This is a genomic window from Dietzia sp. 179-F 9C3 NHS (assembly GCF_045369825.1).
Taxonomy (GTDB): domain Bacteria; phylum Actinomycetota; class Actinomycetes; order Mycobacteriales; family Mycobacteriaceae; genus Dietzia.
In genome coordinates this window covers 53,883-70,473 of the sequence record NZ_JBIQES010000012.1, presented here as the reverse complement: position 1 = coordinate 70,473, position 16,591 = coordinate 53,883, and the positions used below count along the sequence as shown (strand labels likewise).

17 protein-coding genes are annotated in these 16,591 nt (G+C 73.7%); 3 read left to right on the top strand and 14 right to left on the bottom strand.

Annotated elements, in window-relative coordinates:
- The coding region (locus tag ACH0BZ_RS13770; protein WP_406899135.1) for an integrase core domain-containing protein at positions 1–138 on the top strand (138 nt) is incomplete at its 5' end.
- Here the strand turns inward: ACH0BZ_RS13770 and ACH0BZ_RS13765 are convergent.
- From ACH0BZ_RS13765 to guaB, 3 genes are all read right to left on the bottom strand, one after another.
- Complete coding sequence (locus ACH0BZ_RS13765) at positions 135–1,889, bottom strand: FAD-dependent oxidoreductase (RefSeq protein WP_406899130.1); 1,755 nt, start codon at positions 1,887–1,889, stop codon at positions 135–137. The two genes, ACH0BZ_RS13770 and ACH0BZ_RS13765, sit on opposite strands and share 4 nt — an antisense overlap.
- Positions 1,890–1,974: 85 nt before the next feature.
- A complete protein-coding gene (locus ACH0BZ_RS13760) occupies positions 1,975–3,114 on the bottom strand; it encodes a GuaB3 family IMP dehydrogenase-related protein (protein WP_406899127.1) in 1,140 nt (379 codons plus the stop codon).
- Between the two features lie 5 nt (positions 3,115–3,119).
- Positions 3,120–4,655 (bottom strand): IMP dehydrogenase, encoded by a 1,536-nt coding sequence (guaB, locus tag ACH0BZ_RS13755; protein ID WP_406899125.1) that lies wholly within the window; start codon positions 4,653–4,655, stop codon positions 3,120–3,122.
- 112 nt (positions 4,656–4,767) lie between these two features.
- Here guaB and ACH0BZ_RS13750 point away from each other — a divergent pair, with 112 nt between their 5' ends.
- Positions 4,768–5,181: a DUF5319 domain-containing protein gene (locus ACH0BZ_RS13750; protein ID WP_406899123.1), complete on the top strand. Its 414-nt coding sequence runs from the start codon at positions 4,768–4,770 to the stop codon at positions 5,179–5,181.
- Between the two features lie 30 nt (positions 5,182–5,211).
- On the opposite strand, the gene ACH0BZ_RS13745 is transcribed toward ACH0BZ_RS13750, so the two are convergent.
- The 4 genes from ACH0BZ_RS13745 to groES form a co-directional block, all read right to left on the bottom strand.
- Positions 5,212–6,231 (bottom strand): hypothetical protein, encoded by a 1,020-nt coding sequence (locus ACH0BZ_RS13745; RefSeq protein WP_406899121.1) that lies wholly within the window; start codon positions 6,229–6,231, stop codon positions 5,212–5,214.
- Positions 6,228–6,809 (bottom strand): sigma-70 family RNA polymerase sigma factor, encoded by a 582-nt coding sequence (locus tag ACH0BZ_RS13740; RefSeq protein WP_406899120.1) that lies wholly within the window; start codon positions 6,807–6,809, stop codon positions 6,228–6,230. The genes ACH0BZ_RS13745 and ACH0BZ_RS13740 overlap by 4 nt, the downstream gene beginning before the upstream one ends.
- A 285-nt stretch (positions 6,810–7,094) precedes the next feature.
- Positions 7,095–8,711: a chaperonin GroEL gene (gene groL / locus ACH0BZ_RS13735; RefSeq protein ID WP_406899117.1), complete on the bottom strand. Its 1,617-nt coding sequence runs from the start codon at positions 8,709–8,711 to the stop codon at positions 7,095–7,097.
- Between the two features lie 124 nt (positions 8,712–8,835).
- Complete coding sequence (gene groES / locus ACH0BZ_RS13730; protein WP_406899116.1) at positions 8,836–9,123, bottom strand: co-chaperone GroES; 288 nt, start codon at positions 9,121–9,123, stop codon at positions 8,836–8,838.
- Between the two features lie 241 nt (positions 9,124–9,364).
- Here groES and ACH0BZ_RS13725 point away from each other — a divergent pair, with 241 nt between their 5' ends.
- Positions 9,365–9,697 (top strand): DUF4190 domain-containing protein, encoded by a 333-nt coding sequence (locus ACH0BZ_RS13725; protein ID WP_406899115.1) that lies wholly within the window; start codon positions 9,365–9,367, stop codon positions 9,695–9,697.
- An 80-nt stretch (positions 9,698–9,777) separates the two neighbouring features.
- On the opposite strand, the gene tsaD is transcribed toward ACH0BZ_RS13725, so the two are convergent.
- The 7 genes from tsaD to ACH0BZ_RS13690 are packed head-to-tail and all read right to left on the bottom strand — an operon-like array spanning position 9,778 to position 16,557.
- Positions 9,778–10,803, bottom strand: a complete 1,026-nt coding sequence (gene tsaD / locus ACH0BZ_RS13720) for a tRNA (adenosine(37)-N6)-threonylcarbamoyltransferase complex transferase subunit TsaD (protein WP_406899134.1) — start codon at positions 10,801–10,803, stop codon at positions 9,778–9,780.
- 8 nt (positions 10,804–10,811) lie between these two features.
- Positions 10,812–11,306: a ribosomal protein S18-alanine N-acetyltransferase gene (gene rimI, locus ACH0BZ_RS13715; RefSeq protein ID WP_406899114.1), complete on the bottom strand. Its 495-nt coding sequence runs from the start codon at positions 11,304–11,306 to the stop codon at positions 10,812–10,814.
- Positions 11,306–12,004, bottom strand: coding sequence for a tRNA (adenosine(37)-N6)-threonylcarbamoyltransferase complex dimerization subunit type 1 TsaB (gene tsaB / locus ACH0BZ_RS13710; protein WP_406899113.1), 699 nt, complete (start codon positions 12,002–12,004; stop codon positions 11,306–11,308). Before tsaB ends, rimI begins: the two co-directional genes overlap by 1 nt.
- A 59-nt stretch (positions 12,005–12,063) precedes the next feature.
- Complete coding sequence (locus ACH0BZ_RS13705; RefSeq protein WP_406899112.1) at positions 12,064–12,597, bottom strand: tRNA (adenosine(37)-N6)-threonylcarbamoyltransferase complex ATPase subunit type 1 TsaE; 534 nt, start codon at positions 12,595–12,597, stop codon at positions 12,064–12,066.
- Positions 12,549–13,835: an alpha/beta fold hydrolase gene (locus ACH0BZ_RS13700; RefSeq protein WP_406899110.1), complete on the bottom strand. Its 1,287-nt coding sequence runs from the start codon at positions 13,833–13,835 to the stop codon at positions 12,549–12,551. Before ACH0BZ_RS13700 ends, ACH0BZ_RS13705 begins: the two co-directional genes overlap by 49 nt.
- Positions 13,832–15,004 (bottom strand): alanine racemase, encoded by a 1,173-nt coding sequence (alr, locus tag ACH0BZ_RS13695; RefSeq protein WP_406899108.1) that lies wholly within the window; start codon positions 15,002–15,004, stop codon positions 13,832–13,834. Before alr ends, ACH0BZ_RS13700 begins: the two co-directional genes overlap by 4 nt.
- Before the next feature lie 23 nt (positions 15,005–15,027).
- Positions 15,028–16,557, bottom strand: coding sequence for a bifunctional ADP-dependent NAD(P)H-hydrate dehydratase/NAD(P)H-hydrate epimerase (locus ACH0BZ_RS13690; RefSeq protein ID WP_406899106.1), 1,530 nt, complete (start codon positions 16,555–16,557; stop codon positions 15,028–15,030).
- Between the last annotated feature and the right edge of the window lie 34 nt (positions 16,558–16,591).

The window sequence follows — 16,591 nt, the reverse complement described above, 5'->3', positions numbered from 1 at the left end:
TACAACAGCGAATCAGCCCGCCGCGCAGCCCTGCCGGCCTGGCTGCACTACTACAATCACCACAGGCCCCACACCGCAATCGGGAAGCTCCCACCCATCAGCCGGATCTCAAACAACCTGGCTGGGCAGTACACCTAGCGCACGTCGACGATGGGCAGCCGCAGCGCGCCCGGGGCGTCGGCCGGCACCATCGGAGAGCGCGGCGCGACGGGGTCGATGCGCCGGTAGCCCTCCCCCTGCGCGGGTCGCGGGTCGGCCTCGCCCTTGTTGGGCCACAGCGACATGGCGCGCTCGGCCTGGGCGGTGATGCTCAGGGCCGGGTTGACGCCGAGGTTGGCGGAGATCGCCGAACCGTCCACCACGTGGAGGGTCGGGTAGTTCCACACGCGGTGGTACGGGTCCACGACCCCGTTCTCCGCGGTGTCGGAGATGGCGCAACCTCCCAGGAAGTGCGCGGTCAGGGGGATGTCGGCGATCTCGCCCCAGGTGCCGCCGGCGATGCCGCCGATCTTGTCCGCCATACGCCGGGTGGCCTCGTTGCCCAACGGGATCCACGACGGATTGGGCGCGCCGTGGCCCTGCCGGCTCGAGACGTAGCGCAGCGGGCCGCGGCGCTTGACGAAGGTCTGCAGGGAGTTGTCGAGGTTCTGCATGACGAGGGTGATCACGGTCCGCTGGCTCCACCGGCGCAGCAGGAACAGGTGGACGAACATCGCCGGATCGCGGCGCACCTCCGTGAGCAGTTTGCGCCACCGTGGGGTGTCGCCGCCACCGTCGGTGAGCAGGGTCTGCAGGACCGCGATGGCGTTGGAGCCCTTGCCGTAGCGGACGGGCTCCACGTGGGTGTCGGAGCTGGGATGGAACGACGACGTGATGGCCACGCCCTCGGAGAAGTCCTGTTCCGGCTTGTACTCCTTGCGCATCGCCCCGAGGATCGACTCGGAGTTGGTGCGCGTGAGTCGGCCGAGGGCGTCCGACAGTCGCGGCAGGGAGCCGTCGTCCTTCGCGTAGTGCAGCAGGTGCTGGGTGCCCCAGGTGCCGGCGGCCAGCACGACCTGATCGGCGGTCATGGTGCGGGATCGCCGACCGCGGGGGGTCCACGCCCCGGTGCGCTCGAGGGTGACCTCCCACGTGCCGTCGACGCGCTCGCGCAGACCGGTCACCGAGGTGCGGTCGAGTACCCGCACGCCGGCCCGCTCGGCCAGGCCGAGGTAGTTCTTGACGAGGGTGTTCTTGGCCCCGTGGCGGCAGCCGGTCATGCACTCACCGCACTCGATGCAGGCGGTGCGGTCGGGCCCGGCGCCACCGAAGTACGGGTCGGGGACGGTCTCGCCCGGCTTGCCGACCCCGCCGGTCTTCTCACCGAAGAACACGCCGACGGGGGTGTAGACGAAGGTGTCGGCGGCACCCATGTCCTCGGCGACGGCCTTGACGATGTCGTCCGAGTGCGTGTGCGTGGGGTTGGTGACCACGCCCAACATACGGCGGCCCTGCTCGTAGTACGGGGAGAGCTCGTCCTCCCAGTCGGTGATGTGGGCCCACTGGCGGTCGTTGAAGAACGGGGCCGGTGGCTTGTACAGGGTGTTGGCGTAGTTGAGCGAACCACCGCCCACGCCGGCACCGGCCAGGATCATCACGTCGCGCAGCATGTGGACACGCTGGAGGCCGAAGAGACCGAGCTTGGGCGCCCACACGTACTTGTGGAGCCGCCAGGAGGTCTTGGGGAAGTCCTCGTCGTGGAAGCGGCGCCCGGCCTCGATCACCGTGACGCGGTAGCCCTTCTCCGCCAGCCGCAGCGCGGTGACGCTGCCGCCGAAGCCGGAGCCCACGACGAGCACGTCGGTGTCGGTGGCGGCGGTAGCCGAGGGCTGCTGCTTGCTGCTCGTCATGCGGGCTCTCCCTGGGTCGGTGGTGCGCAACACACTACCGGCCGCTCACCGCTTGTGGACAGTCACCCTCAATTTGTCCAGACCGTCAGGACTTGACCGAGAGGTCCACCTTCTGGAAGCCCTTGACGTCCGAGTAGCCGCACTTGGCCATCGCCCGGCGTAGGGCGCCCATGAGGTTCCGCGAGCCGTCGGGAGCGCTCGTCGGCCCCTCCAGCACCTCCTCCATCGTTGCCAGCGCCGTCTCGTCGTCGGTCTCCGCCACGTGCCCCCGCGGAACCTTGGGGTGGGCGGCCACGGCGTCCCAGTACACGCCCCGGCCCGGTGACTCGAGGGCACCGGCGAGCAGGGGGCCGAGCACCACGGCGTCGGCGCCGCAGGCCACCGCGCGCGCGATGTCGCCGGAGGTGTAGATGTCGCCGTCCGCGAGCACGTGGACGTAGCGGCCGCCGGTCTCGTCGAGGTAGTCGCGGCGCGCGGCCGCGGCGTCGGCGATCGCGGTGGCCATGTGGACCTCCATGCCGAGCACGGGGCCGGTCGTGGTCACGCCGTCGACGCCGCCGTAGCCCACGATGACGCCGGCCGCACCGGTGCGCATGAGGTGAAGCGCCGTCTTGTAGTCCACGACACCGCCGGCGATCACCGGCACGTCGAGCCCGCCGATGAACTCCTTGAGGTTGAGGGGCGCGTCCTCGCCGCTCACGTGCTCGGCGGAGATGATGGTGCCCTGGACCACCAGCATGTCGATGCCCGCCGCGACGAGCCCGGGGGTGAGATCGCGGGCGTGCTGCGGCGAGACCCGGACGGCGACAGTGGCGCCCTCGTCCCGGACGCGCTGGACGGCGGCCGCGAGCAACTCGCGGTCGATGGGCGCCCGGTGCAGCTCTTGTAGGCGCGCCACGGCCCGGTGGCCTGTCACGTCCTCGAGCGCGATCTCGCGCAGGTCGGCGATCGCGGCCTCCGGGTCGGCGTGCCGGGCCCACAGGCCCTCGCCGTTGAGCACCGCCAGACCGCCCAGCCGCGAGAACTCCACCGCCGAGTCCGGGGAGACCACCGCGTCCGTCGGGTGGGTCATCACCGGGATGTCCATCTGGTAGGCGTCGATCTGCCAGGCCGTCGACACCTCCTTGGAGCTGCGGGTGCGGCGCGCGGGGACGATGTCCACGTCCCCCAGCCCGTACATACGACGGGCCTCGCGGCCCATGCCGATCTCCACGACGTCACGCACGGCGCTCAGTCCTTGACGGTGTAGTTGGGGGCCTCGACGGTCATCTGGATGGCGTGCGGGTGGCTCTCCCGCAGGCCGGCCGCCGTGATCTGGACGAACTGGGCGCGGTGCATGTCCGGGATCGTCGCCGAGCCGGTGTAGCCCATGCCGGCGCGAAGGCCGCCGACGAGCTGGTGCAGCACCTGCGCCACGTCGCCGCGGTACGGCACGCGACCCTCGATGCCCTCCGGCACGAGCTTCTCCTCGGAGAGCACGTCGTCCTGGAAGTAGCGGTCCTTGGAGAAGCTCGTGGCCTCCCCCGGCTTGCCGCGGCCGCGCATCGCTCCGAGCGAGCCCATGCCCCGGTAGACCTTGTACTGTTTGCCGTCCACGAAGATCAGCTCGCCGGGCGACTCGGTGCAGCCCGCGAGCAGCGAGCCGAACATGCAGGAGTTGGCGCCCGCGGCGATGGCCTTGGCCACGTCGCCCGAGTACTGCATGCCGCCGTCGGCGATCACCGGGATGCCCGCGGCGTGCGCGACCACCGAGGCCTCGAGGATCGCGGTGATCTGCGGGGCGCCCACGCCGGCGACGACGCGGGTGGTGCAGATGGAGCCGGGGCCGATGCCCACCTTGATGGCGTCGGCGCCGGCGTCGATCATCGCCTGGGCCGCGCCGCGGGTGGCGAGGTTACCGCCGATCACCTGGACGCGGTCCCCGAGCTCACGCTTGATGCGCGAGACCATCTCGAGGGCGTTGCGGTTGTGGGCGTGGGCGGTGTCCACAACCAGGACGTCGACCCCGGCGTCGGTGAGCGCGGTGGCGCGCTGCCACGCGTCCTCCCCCGTGCCCACCGCGGCGGCCACGCGCAGACGCCCGTCGGAGTCCTTGGTGGCGTCCGGGTGCTTCTCGGTCTTGACGAAGTCCTTGACCGTGATGAGGCCGGTGAGCTTGCCGTCGCCGTCGACGATCGGCAGCTTCTCGATCTTGTGGCGGCGCAGCAGGCCGAGCGCGGCCTCGGCGGTGACGCCCTCGCGGGCCACGACCAGCGGGGCCCTGGTCATGACCTCGTCCACGCGGCGCGACTTGTCCACCTCGAAGCGCATGTCGCGGTTGGTGATGATGCCCACCAGCTCGCCTCGCTCGTCGGTGACGGGCAGGCCGGAGATCCGGTAGCGGGCGCACATCTCGTCGACCTCGGCGAGGGTGTTGGCCGGTGCGCAGGTGACGGGGTCGGTGACCATGCCGGCCTCCGAGCGCTTGACCGTCTCCACCTGCGCGGCCTGGCCGGCCACGGAGAGGTTGCGGTGCAGCACGCCGATGCCGCCCTGGCGGGCCATGGCGATGGCCATCCGCGCCTCGGTGACCGTGTCCATGGCCGACGACACGAGCGGCACCTTGAGCGTGATGTCCCGGGTGAGCTGCGTGCTGGTATCGACCTCACTGGGGACGACCTCGGACGCGGCGGGCAGAAGCAGCACGTCGTCGAAGGTCAGGCCCACCATCGCGACCTTGGCGGGATCGTCGCCGCCGGTACGCACGGGGCCTCGCGACTCGCTCATCTGCCGTCCTCCTGGGGGTCGTCTCGGTGGTGTGGTCGAGGATAGTGCGTCGGGGGGCCGGGGCTCGAACCGTCGACCCCCTTCGGGAGGTGGTCGCGGGTACCGTGGGGGTGTGAACGATCCCCTGCCACCCGGTATGCCCCCCGATCCGTTCGCCGGCGACCCCGACGATCCCGCCGCCGAACTGGCCTCCCTCGACCCGGTCGAGCAGTCCGAGCCGCTCGACGCGGACGAGCGGCGCGCGGTCCTCGAGGACCTCGCGGACCTCGAGGAGTTCCAGCGCCTGCTGGCCCCCGGGGGCGTCCGCGGGATCGCCGTGCAGTGCGAGGACTGCGCCGAGGAGCACTACCACGACTGGGAGATGCTGCGCTCCAACCTCTCGCAGCTCCTCGAGGACGGCACGCTCCTGCCCCACGAGCCGGCGTTCGACCCCGAGCCGGAGCACTACGCCACCTGGGAGTACTGCCGCGGGTACGCGGACGCGGTCCGTGCCCTGCGCCCGCGCCGCGCGCGCTGGATCCGCTGAGGCGGGAACCGCCGGGGCGAGCCTGGTCCGTCAGCCGCCCGCGGACGGTGACCGCGGCGCGGCCTCCGACTCCTTGGCGGTGAGGTCCGCCGGGGCGGTGGGCTGCACCGGCGAGGTCGGCACCGACGTCACCGGGGCCTGCGTCTCCGGAGCGGGCGCCTGGTGCAACTGCTGCAGGTCCTGCTCCGGCCGGGGCTCCTGGCTCTGCTGCGGCGGGATGAGGTCCCGGAGCCGCTGCGGGTCCACGGGGATCTGCAGCGTGGTGGAGATCCGCAGGCCGTCGAGCGGCACGGGGATCACCGGCAGCCCCGTATCCGGCAGCGGCATCGCGGGGGCGGGGACGAGCGTCGCCGCACCCGGTCCGGGGCTGGCCGGGTCGGCCGGCCGCGGCTCCGGCGACGGCACGGTGGTCGGGACCACGCGGCTGAGGTCGCGGCTGATGGCGTCCCGGCGCTTCATCAACTCGACGCGCTCGGCGGCGTCGGAGACCTCGCCGAGGCGTTCGCTCACCTCGCCGAGCAGTCGCTTGGCCCGGTCGGTGTCACCCTCGCGCGCGGCCGCGTCGGCCTCGGCGAGGTGCTCGCTCAGGGTGGCCACCAGCTCCACGTCGCCCGCGCGGTCGGAGAACATGGTCTTGGAGACGCCCCACAGCGGGTCGCCGGGCATGGCGCTGTGCGCGGCCACGGAGAGCCCGCCCACGATGATCGCCGCGACGGCGGCGGCGCCGGTGACGGCCTGCCACAGAGCGGGACGCTGACCGTGATGGTGCTCGCGCCGCCGTGCCCAGCCGCGCAGCGGGACGACGTTCGGACTCAGGGCGGCGGCGATCTCCTCGTCGGACGGCAGCGCCGGCAGTGGCGCCGCCGCTGTCTCGGCGCGCCAGTCGGCCAGCAGTGCCAGCAGCGGGTCGTCGGCGTCGCCGGGGTGCCCCCCGGCCCCCAGGGCCGCGAGGGCGGCCTCGGTCGCATCGAGGTCGGCCGGGTCGCACGCGGCGTGGTAGAGCGAGGCGTCATCGCCCGGCCCGGTGGTGTGGTCCGCATCGTCGTTCATCGCCATCGCTCCTTCCCGTCCTTCTCGATCCTCGCCCGGAGCTGCTTCATCGCCCGGTGCTGGGCGACGCGCACGGCTCCGGCCGTGCTGTCCACGATCTCCGCGGTCTCCTCAGCGGAGAGGCCGACGACGACGCGCAGTCGGATGATCTCCCGTTGCTTCTCCGGCAGGGTCTCCAGCAGGCCGGCCATGGCCCTGGACACCTCGCCGTCGAGGACGTGGTCCTCGGGCCCCGTGTCGGTCGAGAGCACCTCGGGGAGGTACTCCACGGGATCGGACTTGTTCCGTGCGGCGCCCCGATGGGCGTCCGCGACCTTGTGGGCCGCGATCCCGTACACGAAGGCCATGAAGGGACGTCCCTGGTCCCGGTATCCCGGCAGAGCCGAGAGCACCGCGATCAGCACCTCCTGGGCGACATCGTCGGCAGACAGGTTGACCCTCTCCGCACCGCCCACTCGGGAGCGGCAGTAGCGGACCACGCCGGGCCGGACAAGCTCCAGCACCCGCGCGGCCGCTGTCCGGTCTCCCTTGACTGCGGCGGCAACGGCGAGTTCCAACTCGTCTGCTGTACCTGTCATCGGCTTCGGGGTTCCACTCGTTACACGGGTGTGTTACGGGGGCACGGCCTTTCTGTGATCGCGCTCGACGCTGGACTTCTCGATGCCACCACCACGCCATCCGGGGGTCACGGCCCAGTGACGGCAGGTGACAAGCGTGACACATGGGTCGGACGGTGTGGTCCGCCTGCCCAGGGTAGCCCCTGACCGCGGCGTGGTCGGTCTCATCGGGGGTCCCGGCCCGTCACGCACCGGACCCCGGCCCCGCGTCGTGGCGGGGTCCGGGGTCCGGAGTGGTGGCGACGCTCAGTGCGCGTGACCGGCGTGGGCGTCGGCGGGCTTCTCCTCCGGCTTCTCGACGACGGCTGTCTCGGTGGTGAGCACCATCCGCGCGACGGAACACGCGTTGACCACGGCCGACCGGGTCACCTTGACCGGGTCGATGACGCCCGCGGACACGAGGTCGCCGTACTCCCCCGTCGCGGCGTCGAAGCCGTCGCGCGGGCCGAGGTCGGCCACCTTGCTCACGACCACGGAGCCGTCCTCGCCGGCGTTGGCGGCGATCCAGAACAGCGGCGCGGCGAGGGCCTTGCGGACCACCCCCACGCCCACCGCCTCGTCGTGGTCGGCGGTGTCGGCGGCGAGTCGCGCGAGAGACGCCGCGGCCTGGACGAGCACGGAGCCGCCGCCGGCGATGACGCCCTCCTCCACCGCGGCCTTGGCCGAGTTGACGGCGTCCTCGACGCGCAGCTTGCGCTCGGTGAGCTCGGTCTCGGTGGCGGCGCCCACACGGATCACGGCGACGCCACCGGCGAGCTTGGCGATACGCTCCTCGAGCTTCTCGCGGTCCCAGTCGGAGTCGGTGGCCTCGGCCTCACGGCGCAGCTGCGCCACGCGGGCGTCGACGTCGGCCTGCTCGCCGTCACCGTCCACGATGATCGTCTCGTCCTTGGACACGGTGACGCGCCGGGCGTGCCCCAGCACCTCGAGGCCGCACTCGGAGAGCTTCATCCCCAGGTCGGGACTCACGACCTGCCCCTTGGTGACGATCGCCAGGTCCTCCTGGAAGGCCTTGCGGCGGTCGCCGAAGTACGGCGCCTTGATCGCGACGACCTTGACGGTCTTGCGGATGGAGTTCACCACGAGCGTCGAGAGCGCCTCGCCGTCGACGTCCTCGGCGATGATGAGCAGCGGCTTACCGGTCTCGGCGACCTTCTCCAGCAGCGGCAGCAGGTCCGGCAGCGAGCTGATCTTCTCGCGGTGGAGCAGCACGAGGCAGTCCTCGTAGATGGCCTTCTGCTCGTCGGGGTCGGTGACGAAGTAGGGCGAGAGGTAGCCCTTGTCGAAGGCGATGCCCTCGGTGACGGAGACCTCGGTGTGCAGGCCCTGCGACTCCTCGACGGAGACCACGCCGTTGGCGCCGACGGCGTCCATCGCCTCGGCGACCATGCGGCCGATCTCGGGGTCGCGCGAGGAGACGGTGGCGACCTGGGCGACGGCCTCGGAGCCGCTGACCGGGGTGGCGGCGGAGTCGAGGAACTCGGACACGGCGGCCGCGGCCTTCTCGATACCCTTGCCCATCCCCATGGGGTTTGTGCCGGCGGCCACGTTGCGCAGGCCCTCGCGGATGAGCGCCTGGGCGAGCACGGTGGCGGTGGTGGTGCCGTCGCCGGCGACGTCGTTGGTCTTGGTGGCGACGCTCTTGACGAGCTGGGCGCCGAGGTTGGCGAACGGCTCGGCCAGCTCGATCTCACGGGCGATGGAGACGCCGTCGTTGGTGACGGTGGGGCCGCCGAAGGCCTTGGCCAGCACGACGTGCCGCCCCTTGGGGCCGAGGGTGACCTTGACGGTGTAGGCGAGCTCGTCGACGCCGGCGAGCATGGCCCTGCGGGCCTCCTCGTCGAACGCGATCAACTTGGACATGTGGTGGAACTCCTGGTCGGTGGGAAGTTGGGGGACCGCTCGCGCGGTCGGACGCGGTCAGACACCGCCGCCCCGGTGGCCCTGCGGCGAGCGCGGGGCCGCCGGGGCGGCGGGGGACGTCACGTCAGTCGATGATCGCGAGGACGTCGCGCGAGGAGAGGATCAGGTACTCCTTGCCCTCGTACTTGATCTCGGTGCCGCCGTACTTGGAGTAGATGACCTTGTCACCCTCCTTGATGTCCATGGGGATGCGGTCGCCGTCCTCGTCGAAGCGGCCCTCGCCGACCGCGACGACGGTGCCCTCCTGGGGCTTCTCCTTGGCGGTGTCCGGGATGACGAGGCCGGACGCCGTGGTGGTCTCGGCAGCGTTGGCCTCGACGAGAATCTTGTCCTCAAGCGGCTTGATCGCCACGATGGATCCTCCGTGTGTAGGTGGTGTGTTCGGGGGCGGGGCCCCGGGTGTGCGTCGTCGCGGGTGACGCGGCCGGGTCCGTGCCTCCTGGCACTCTATACGCGCGAGTGCCAGCACTCAAGTGTGCCGGGTGCATGCCGTGCCCAACGCGCGCGAGCGGACGAGACCCGACTCGATGTCCGACCCCGCGCGTAGCATCGGCACGGAACGTCCCGTCGCCCCCCGGGAGGAGTCACCACCCATGTCCCCGCATTCCGGAGATCTCGGCCCCGGCGCCGTGGCCCCCGTCAACGCGACCGCGGTGGCGGCGGTGGTCGTGGCGGTGGGCAACGTGGTCTTCGGCTCGTTCCTCGGACTGTTCCTCCCCGCCCTGCCCGCGGTGTTCGCCGTGGTGGCCGTCGTGTTGGGGCACATCGCGCTGGCCCGGCTCCGGCGGTCCGGCCCCCGCGAGTCCGGCCGCGGACTCGCGATCACCGCACTCGTCGTGGGCTACGTCTGGCTGGCGCTCTCCGCTCTGCTCGTGGGCGGCATGCTGCTGTTCACCGGCTTCGGGCTCGCCGTCCTCGGCTTCTGATCCCTCGGCGCTCTGCTGCAACGACGTCGGCACCAGCCAGAAGCACAGCCCGTGACGGAGCCTGCGCCACCCGCCGGCCGTCACACGACCTGCGTGACCTCCACGGGTAGACCGGGATCGGCGGCCACGGTCAGCGCGCTCGGGGGGCCCCCGGCGGCGAGCAGCGCGGCCGCCACGCCGACGACCATCGCGCCGTTGTCGGTACACAGCCGCGGCCGCGGCACGCGCAGCTCCAGGCCGGCGGCCGCGCAGCGCTCGGCGGCCAGGGCGCGCAGCCGCGAGTTGGCCGCCACGCCGCCGCCGACGAGCAGAGTGCCCACGCCGAGATCGGTGCACGCACGCACGGCCTTCATGGTGAGCACGTCGGCCACGGCCTCCTGGAACGAGGCGGCGACGTCGGCCACGGCGATGGTCTCACCGTCGCGCTCGGCGGCCTCGATGCGCCGGGCGACCGCGGTCTTGAGCCCGGAGAAGGAGAAGTCGTGGCGGGCGTCGCGCGGCCCGGTCATGCCGCGCGGGAAGGCGATCGCAGTGGGGTCGCCGTCCGCCGCGATCCGGTCCACCACGGGCCCGCCCGGGTAGCCCAGCCCGAGCAGCCTCGCCACCTTGTCGTAGGCCTCCCCCGCGGCGTCGTCGACGGTGGAACCGAGCTCGACCACCGGCTCGGTGAGCGAGCGCACGTGGAGCAGCTGGGTGTGCCCACCGGAGACGAGCAGGGCCACGCACTCACCGAGCGGCTCGCCGTCGAACCCAGCGACGGCGACGTGGCCGACGAGGTGGTTGACCGCGAAGAACGGCACGCCCCACGCCGCGGCGTAGGCCTTGGCCGCCGAGGACCCCACGAGCAGGGCGCCCGACAAGCCGGGGCCGATCGTCGTGGCCACCGCGTCGGGTCGGTCCACGCCGGCCTCGGCGAGTGCCGCTCGCACGGTCGGCACGAGCGCCTCGAGGTGCGCGCGGGAGGCGATCTCGGGGACCACGCCGCCGAAGCGGGCGTGTTCGGACATCGACGAGGCCACCACGTCGGCGAGCAGCTCGGCCCGGCCGTCGTCGTGGACCCGCGCGACGGCGACCCCCGTCTCGTCGCAGGAACTCTCGATCCCCATGACAGTCCTCACGAGGCGGCCTCCTCTCCGTCGGTGCCGGCCCGCGCCGGCCGCACCATGAGGTGGGCGTCGGCCATGCTCGGTCGGTAGTAGCGGAGGCGCAGGCCCACCACCTCGAAGCCGTGCGCCTCGTACAGGGTGCGGGCCGGGGTGTTGTCGGTGCGCACGTCGAGCACCACCGGCGCGCGCTCGGCGTCGGCCACGGCGAGCATGCGCTCCAGCAGCGCCCGCCCGATGCCCCGTCCCTGGTGAGCGGGGTCGACGCCGATGGTGTGGACCTCGAACTCGCGGTCGCCGTCCGGCCCGAGCGCGGCGAGCACCGCGTAGCCGACGAGCGCGCCGCACGCGCGCGCCGCGAGGCAGGTGGTGTGCCGGGAGCCGATCTCGGAGAGGAACGCCGCGGCCGGCCACGGCCCGTCGCCGGGGAAGAGCACGCGTTCGAGGTCGGCGCACCGCATCGCGTCGTCGGGGGTCAGCGCGTCGAGCGTCACCGCGTCCGTCATTACCGCACCCCGCGCAGGGCGGCCGAGGGTTCGACGGGCCGGGGCGCAACGGCGTCGGGTCGTCGCAGGTAAAGGGGCTCGAGCGGGGCGGGCGCGGCGCCTGCGAGCAGGGCGTGCGCCGCCGCTGCCACGAGCCCGGCCGGGTCGGGGGCTGCCACGTCGGCGACGGCCGGGGGCGCGTCGGAGAGCTCGGCGAGGCGAGTGGGGTCGCCCGCCACGGCGGCGCCGGCGGTGTCGATCGCGGCCGCGGGGCCCACGGCAGGCCCGGCGACGCGGGTGCCGTCGGCAGCGTAGCGCGCGTGGTAGGCCTCGCGGCGACGGGCGTCGGTGACGACGACGAGCTCGCCGTCCGCCCCGGCTGCGCGGGCGCGGGCGGCCAGCGCGTCGAGCGAACAGACCCCGTGCACGGGCGCGCCGATCGCGTCGGCGAACGCCGCCGCCGTCGCCATCCCCACACGCAGTCCGGTGAACGGGCCGGGACCGACGCCCACCACCACCGCGTCGAGGTCTGCGGGCGCGTGGCCGGAGTCGGCGAGGCAGTCCAGGACGTGCGGGGTGAGCAGTTCGGCGTGCGCGCGGGCATCAATCGTGACCCGTGCGGCGATCACCTCGATCACCGGTCCCGCGTCGCCGGACGCGACGCGGCACACCCCAGCGGTGACGGCGGGAGTGGAGGTGTCGACGGCGAGGACCAGCACGACCGTCAGGTTACCGCTGCTCCACCGGGCATCCCGAACCGTCGCCGGGGAGCCGCACCTCACCCCGCCCGGTGCCAGTCGGCCCGGCGGACGTCGGTGTCGGCGCCGCGACGCAGGCGCACCACCAGAGGGGCGTCGACGAGCGATTCCACGAAGCCGGTTCCCCATTCGACGACCACCACGTCGTCGTCGAGCGCGGTGTCCAGGTCGAGGGATTCGAGCTGGTCCGCCAGGGCCGTGGGCGAGGGCGGGGCGGCGTCGGGGTCCTCGCCGCCGAGGAGACGGTAGGCGTCCACGTGGACCAGGCCGGGGCCGCCGGGCTCGGCCGGCGCATGCCGGCGAGCGAGGACGAACGTCGGCGAGGTCACGCGGCCGCGGACGCCGAGGCCGGCGGCGATCCCCGTGGTCAACGCGGTCTTGCCGGCGCCCAGCGGACCGTCGAGCACCACCACGTCGCCGGCGCGGAGCAGGCCCGCGAGCTCGGCGCCGAGCGCGCGGGTGTCGTCGACCGTGGGCAGCTCCCGCGACCCGGGGACCTCGACCGTCACGACGCCGTGGAGCGCGTGGTCGGGCGGCGGGAGCGGCGGCGCCACTCGACGATCGCGTCCGCGATGAGGTCGCCGAGGACCTCCGAGACGTGCGCGGGCTCCTCGAGCATCACCATGTGGCCGGCGCCGGGGACCACGACGAGCTCGGCGTCGGGCAGCTCTTCGGCGATGTCCACCGACCGGTCGAGTGGGGTGAGCAGGTCGCGGTCGCCACACAGAACGGTGGTGCGGACGTCCCTCAGGACCGGCATCGCTGCCGACTCGTCGTGGCGGGTGAGGGTGTCGAAGAAGTTGGCGATGGTGAGCACGTCCGTCGAGGCGATGAGCTTGTCGACGAACCGCGCGACGGTGGGGCTCATCGTGGCGGGGTCGCCGAACGAGCCGCCGTAGATGAACGGCGAGATGATCGCGCCGAGCGCCTTGCGGCCGCCGGTGAACACGCCGGGGGTGCGCCCGGCCAGGCCCACCATCGACGCCACGGCGCGGCTCTCGAGGACGGCGCCGAGGCCCGCCTCGGAGAGTTCGGCCTTGGCGGTGGAGACCAGGCCCACGCCGAGGACCCGCTCGCGGACCATGGCCTCGTGGCGCGAGGCGTAGCCCATGACGGTCATGCCGCCCATCGAGTGGCCGATCGCCACGATGGGGCCGGTGGGCGCGGTGGACTCGATGACGCTGTTGAGGTCGGCGGCGAGCTGCGCGATGGTCGAGTGCTCGCGCGAGCTCTTGCCGCTGAGCCCGTGGCCGCGCTGGTCGTAGAACACCATGCGGATCTCGCTGCCGAAGCGGTCGGCCAGGTGGCGCCGCTGGAAGTGCCACGAGTCCATGGACAGGGTGTAGCCGTGGGCAAAGACGACGGTCATCGGGGCATCAATGGGCCCGGCCTCGCGGACGGCGATCGGCACGCCGTCGGTGGCGGCCACCATCGAGCCGCGGTCCACGCCGAGCTCCCACATGTCCTCGCCCGCCCACGGGTCGTTGGCCCGGCGGCCGGGCAGGAGCGTGCCCATGGAGCCGATCGTGGCCGCGCCCAACGAGCTGAGGCCGGCGCGGAGGCCACCCGGGGTGCGGATCTGGTCGGCGACGGCCTCGGCGTCCCCGGGCCGGCCACCGGCGACCTCGTGCTCGCGGACCTCGATCGGCTCCTCCGCAGAGGCGCGGGAGGGGCGGCGCGGCCACCGGATCTCGGGGCGGCCGACGTCGGCGATCCTCCGGCGCCACGACCGGCGACCGCCGGACGTGTCCCCGGCCGTGCGCTCGTCGTCGCGGTCTTTCTCCTCGCTCATCGCGCACCTCCCTGGCGTCCCGCGCGGACGTGCTGGCGGGCCGCCCGTCCCCGCACGGCGGTGACGACCTCGTAGTGGATCGTCCCGAGCGTCTCCGCCCACTCGGTGGCGGTGGGGCCGCCGTCGGCGCCCGTGCCGAAGAGCACCGCGGTATCCCCCGCCCGGACCGGCGGGTCCGCCTGCCCGGTGCCGTCGGGGTCCAGGTCCACGACGAACTGGTCCATGCACACGCGCCCCACGTTGGGGTACCGGCGGCCGCCGATCTCCACGTCGAGCCTCCCGGACAGCAGCCGCCACACGCCGTCGGCGTACCCGGCCGCGACAAGCGCCACGGTGGTGTCGCGCGGCGCGTGCCAGGTGTGGCCGTAGCTCACGCCCTGTCCGGCGGCGAGCTTCTTGACCATGAGCACCTCGGCGGAGAACGTCATGGCGGGCACGAGACCGTAGCCGTCGTCGGGGATCGGGCACAGACCGTAGAGGGCGATGCCGGGCCGCACCATCTCGAAACCGTCCCCGGGCCGGGTGAGGGTGGCGGCCGAGTTGGCGTGGTGGTTGACCGGGCACTCGAGGCCGCGGGCGCGGGCCTCGCGGACGCACTCGTGCAAGCGCGCCACCTGCTCGTCGATGACGGGGTTGCCGGGGTCGTCGGCGTGCGCGAAGTGCGCCATGAGGCCGGTGACCTCGACGAGTCCGGCCTCCGAGGCCTCCACGAGCCGGTCGAGCAGCGCCGGCCAGTCGTCCAGGGTGATGCCGGAGCGGGCGAGCCCGGTGTCGATCTTGGGGGTGACGCGGGCACGGCGGCCGGTCCGCCGCGCGGCGTCGAGGACCGGCTCGAGGTGGCCGGGGCTGGGGATCGCGAGGTCGACGTCGGCTTCGAGGGCCACCCGGACGTCGTCGCGGACCGAGTAGAACCAGGCGAGGATCTCGGCGTCGATGCCCGCCGAGCGCAGTGCGAGCGCCTCGGCGACGGTGGTCACGCCGAGGGCGTCGGCGCCGCCGCGCAGGGCGGCCAGGGAGACGGGGACGGCGCCGTGGCCGTAACCGTCGGCCTTGACGACGGCCATGACGCGGGCGCCGGCCGCGGAGGCGACGAGGACGCGCGTGTTCGCCTCGATCGCGTCGAGGTCGACGACGGCGCGGCACGGCGCCGGGGGGACACTGGCGGTCATTTTGTCTATTCTGCCAGCCCGCCTCACCGGGAGGTATTCGCCGACCCGCGGAGTCGCGAGATCGCGCCCGGAAGCGCCGCGAGCAGGTCCGACGCGCCGATCGGGGCGCCCGGCGGGCCCGCCCGGAGCGCGGCGTCCCGGGCGGCGCGGGAATGGGCGACGACGGCGAGGACCGCGGGCCACGACGGCGCGCCGTCGCGACCGAGCCCGTGGGCGAGCAGCGCGCCGGCCACCCCGGACAGCACGTCGCCGGAGCCGGCCGTGGCGGCCCACGAGGAACCGGCATCGACGGCCCACGCCGCTTCGCCGTCGTCGACCAGGGTGACCCGCCCCTTGAGCAGGACCGTGGCGTCCACCCCGCGCTCGCGCAGCCCCGCCGTGTACCGGCGTAGCGCGCCGGCCCGGTCGGCTCGGTCCCACCCGCCGGTGAGCCGGTCGAACTCCCCGGCGTGGGGGGTGAGCAGGACGGGGCCGGTGGCGGCGCGCAGCAGTGCGGGGTGCTCGGCCACGCAGGTCAGAGCGTCGGCGTCGAGCACGGTCGGCAGGCCCGCGGCGAGGATCCGGTCGACGTCGGCCACCGCGGCGGCGTCGGTCCCCGCGCCCGGGCCCACGACCCAGGACTGCGCGGTCCCGGCCCCGTCCACCGTGGGGTGGCACACCACCTCGGGGCGGGCGGCCACCACGGCGGCGGTGCCCGAGCCGACGTAGCGCACCATGCCGGAGGTCGCGGCGACGGCCGCCGAGGTGCACAGGACCGCCGCGCCCGGGTAGCGCTCGGACCCGGCGCGGATCGCCACGACGCCCTGGCTGTACTTGTCGTCGTCGGGCCCCGGCACCGGCCAGTCGCGGCCGACCTCGGCGTCGTGGGGCGCGGCGAGCGTGCCGGGCCCCGCGGGGAGGCCGGGCAGGCCGATGTCGACGACCTCGACCCGGCCGCACGCGGGGCCGGCGAGCAGGTGGGCGCGGCGCAGGGCCCCGAAGGTGACGGTGACGTCCGCCGGCACGTGCGCCGGGTGGACGGTGCCCGTGTCGGCGTCGACGCCGCTGGGCAGATCCACGGCGACGAACGGCGCGCCCGCGGCGGCCAGCTCCGCGACGAGCGTCGCCGCCGGTTCACGCAGCGGACCGGTCCCGCCGAGACCCACCACGCCGTCGATCACCGCGTCCGGCGTGCGGCCGGGCCCGCGGGACCGCCCGCCCGACGGCGCGTCGGGCCGCTCGACGACCGTGCCGCCGGCCCGGCGCAGCGCCGCGAGGCCCCGCGCGTGGGCGTGGTCGGGGGCGAGCAGCACCGCCTCGACGCGGCAGCCGCGGCCGCGCAGCATCGCCCCGGCGTACAGGGCGTCTCCGCCGTTGTCCCCCGAGCCCACCACGAGCAGGACCGTGCGGCCGGCCACGCCGCCGGTGCGCTCCCGCAGCAGCGCCGCGGTGTGGTGCGCGACCCCCGCGGACGCGCGGCGCATCACCGCGTCCGGGTCACCGGCGGCCGAGGCCGCGTCGAGCAGCGGCCTCTCGGCCGCGCGGATCTCCTCGACGGGGTGGGCTCGCCTCACGGTGTCACCCGCGCATCGTCATGGCGGGCCGCGC

Coding starts and splice junctions, on each gene's coding strand:
- guaB (WP_406899125.1), bottom strand. CDS start 4,655: ATGAGCGAGTCGCGAGGCCCCGTGCGTACCGGCGGCGACGATCCCGCC.
- ACH0BZ_RS13765 (WP_406899130.1), bottom strand. CDS start 1,889: ATGACGAGCAGCAAGCAGCAGCCCTCGGCTACCGCCGCCACCGACACC.
- tsaD (WP_406899134.1), bottom strand. CDS start 10,803: ATGGGGATCGAGAGTTCCTGCGACGAGACGGGGGTCGCCGTCGCGCGG.
- ACH0BZ_RS13740 (WP_406899120.1), bottom strand. CDS start 6,809: ATGACAGGTACAGCAGACGAGTTGGAACTCGCCGTTGCCGCCGCAGTC.
- ACH0BZ_RS13700 (WP_406899110.1), bottom strand. CDS start 13,835: ATGAGCGAGGAGAAAGACCGCGACGACGAGCGCACGGCCGGGGACACG.
- rimI (WP_406899114.1), bottom strand. CDS start 11,306: ATGACGGACGCGGTGACGCTCGACGCGCTGACCCCCGACGACGCGATG.
- alr (WP_406899108.1), bottom strand. CDS start 15,004: ATGACCGCCAGTGTCCCCCCGGCGCCGTGCCGCGCCGTCGTCGACCTC.
- ACH0BZ_RS13745 (WP_406899121.1), bottom strand. CDS start 6,231: ATGAACGACGATGCGGACCACACCACCGGGCCGGGCGATGACGCCTCG.
- ACH0BZ_RS13725 (WP_406899115.1), top strand. CDS start 9,365: ATGTCCCCGCATTCCGGAGATCTCGGCCCCGGCGCCGTGGCCCCCGTC.
- groL (WP_406899117.1), bottom strand. CDS start 8,711: ATGTCCAAGTTGATCGCGTTCGACGAGGAGGCCCGCAGGGCCATGCTC.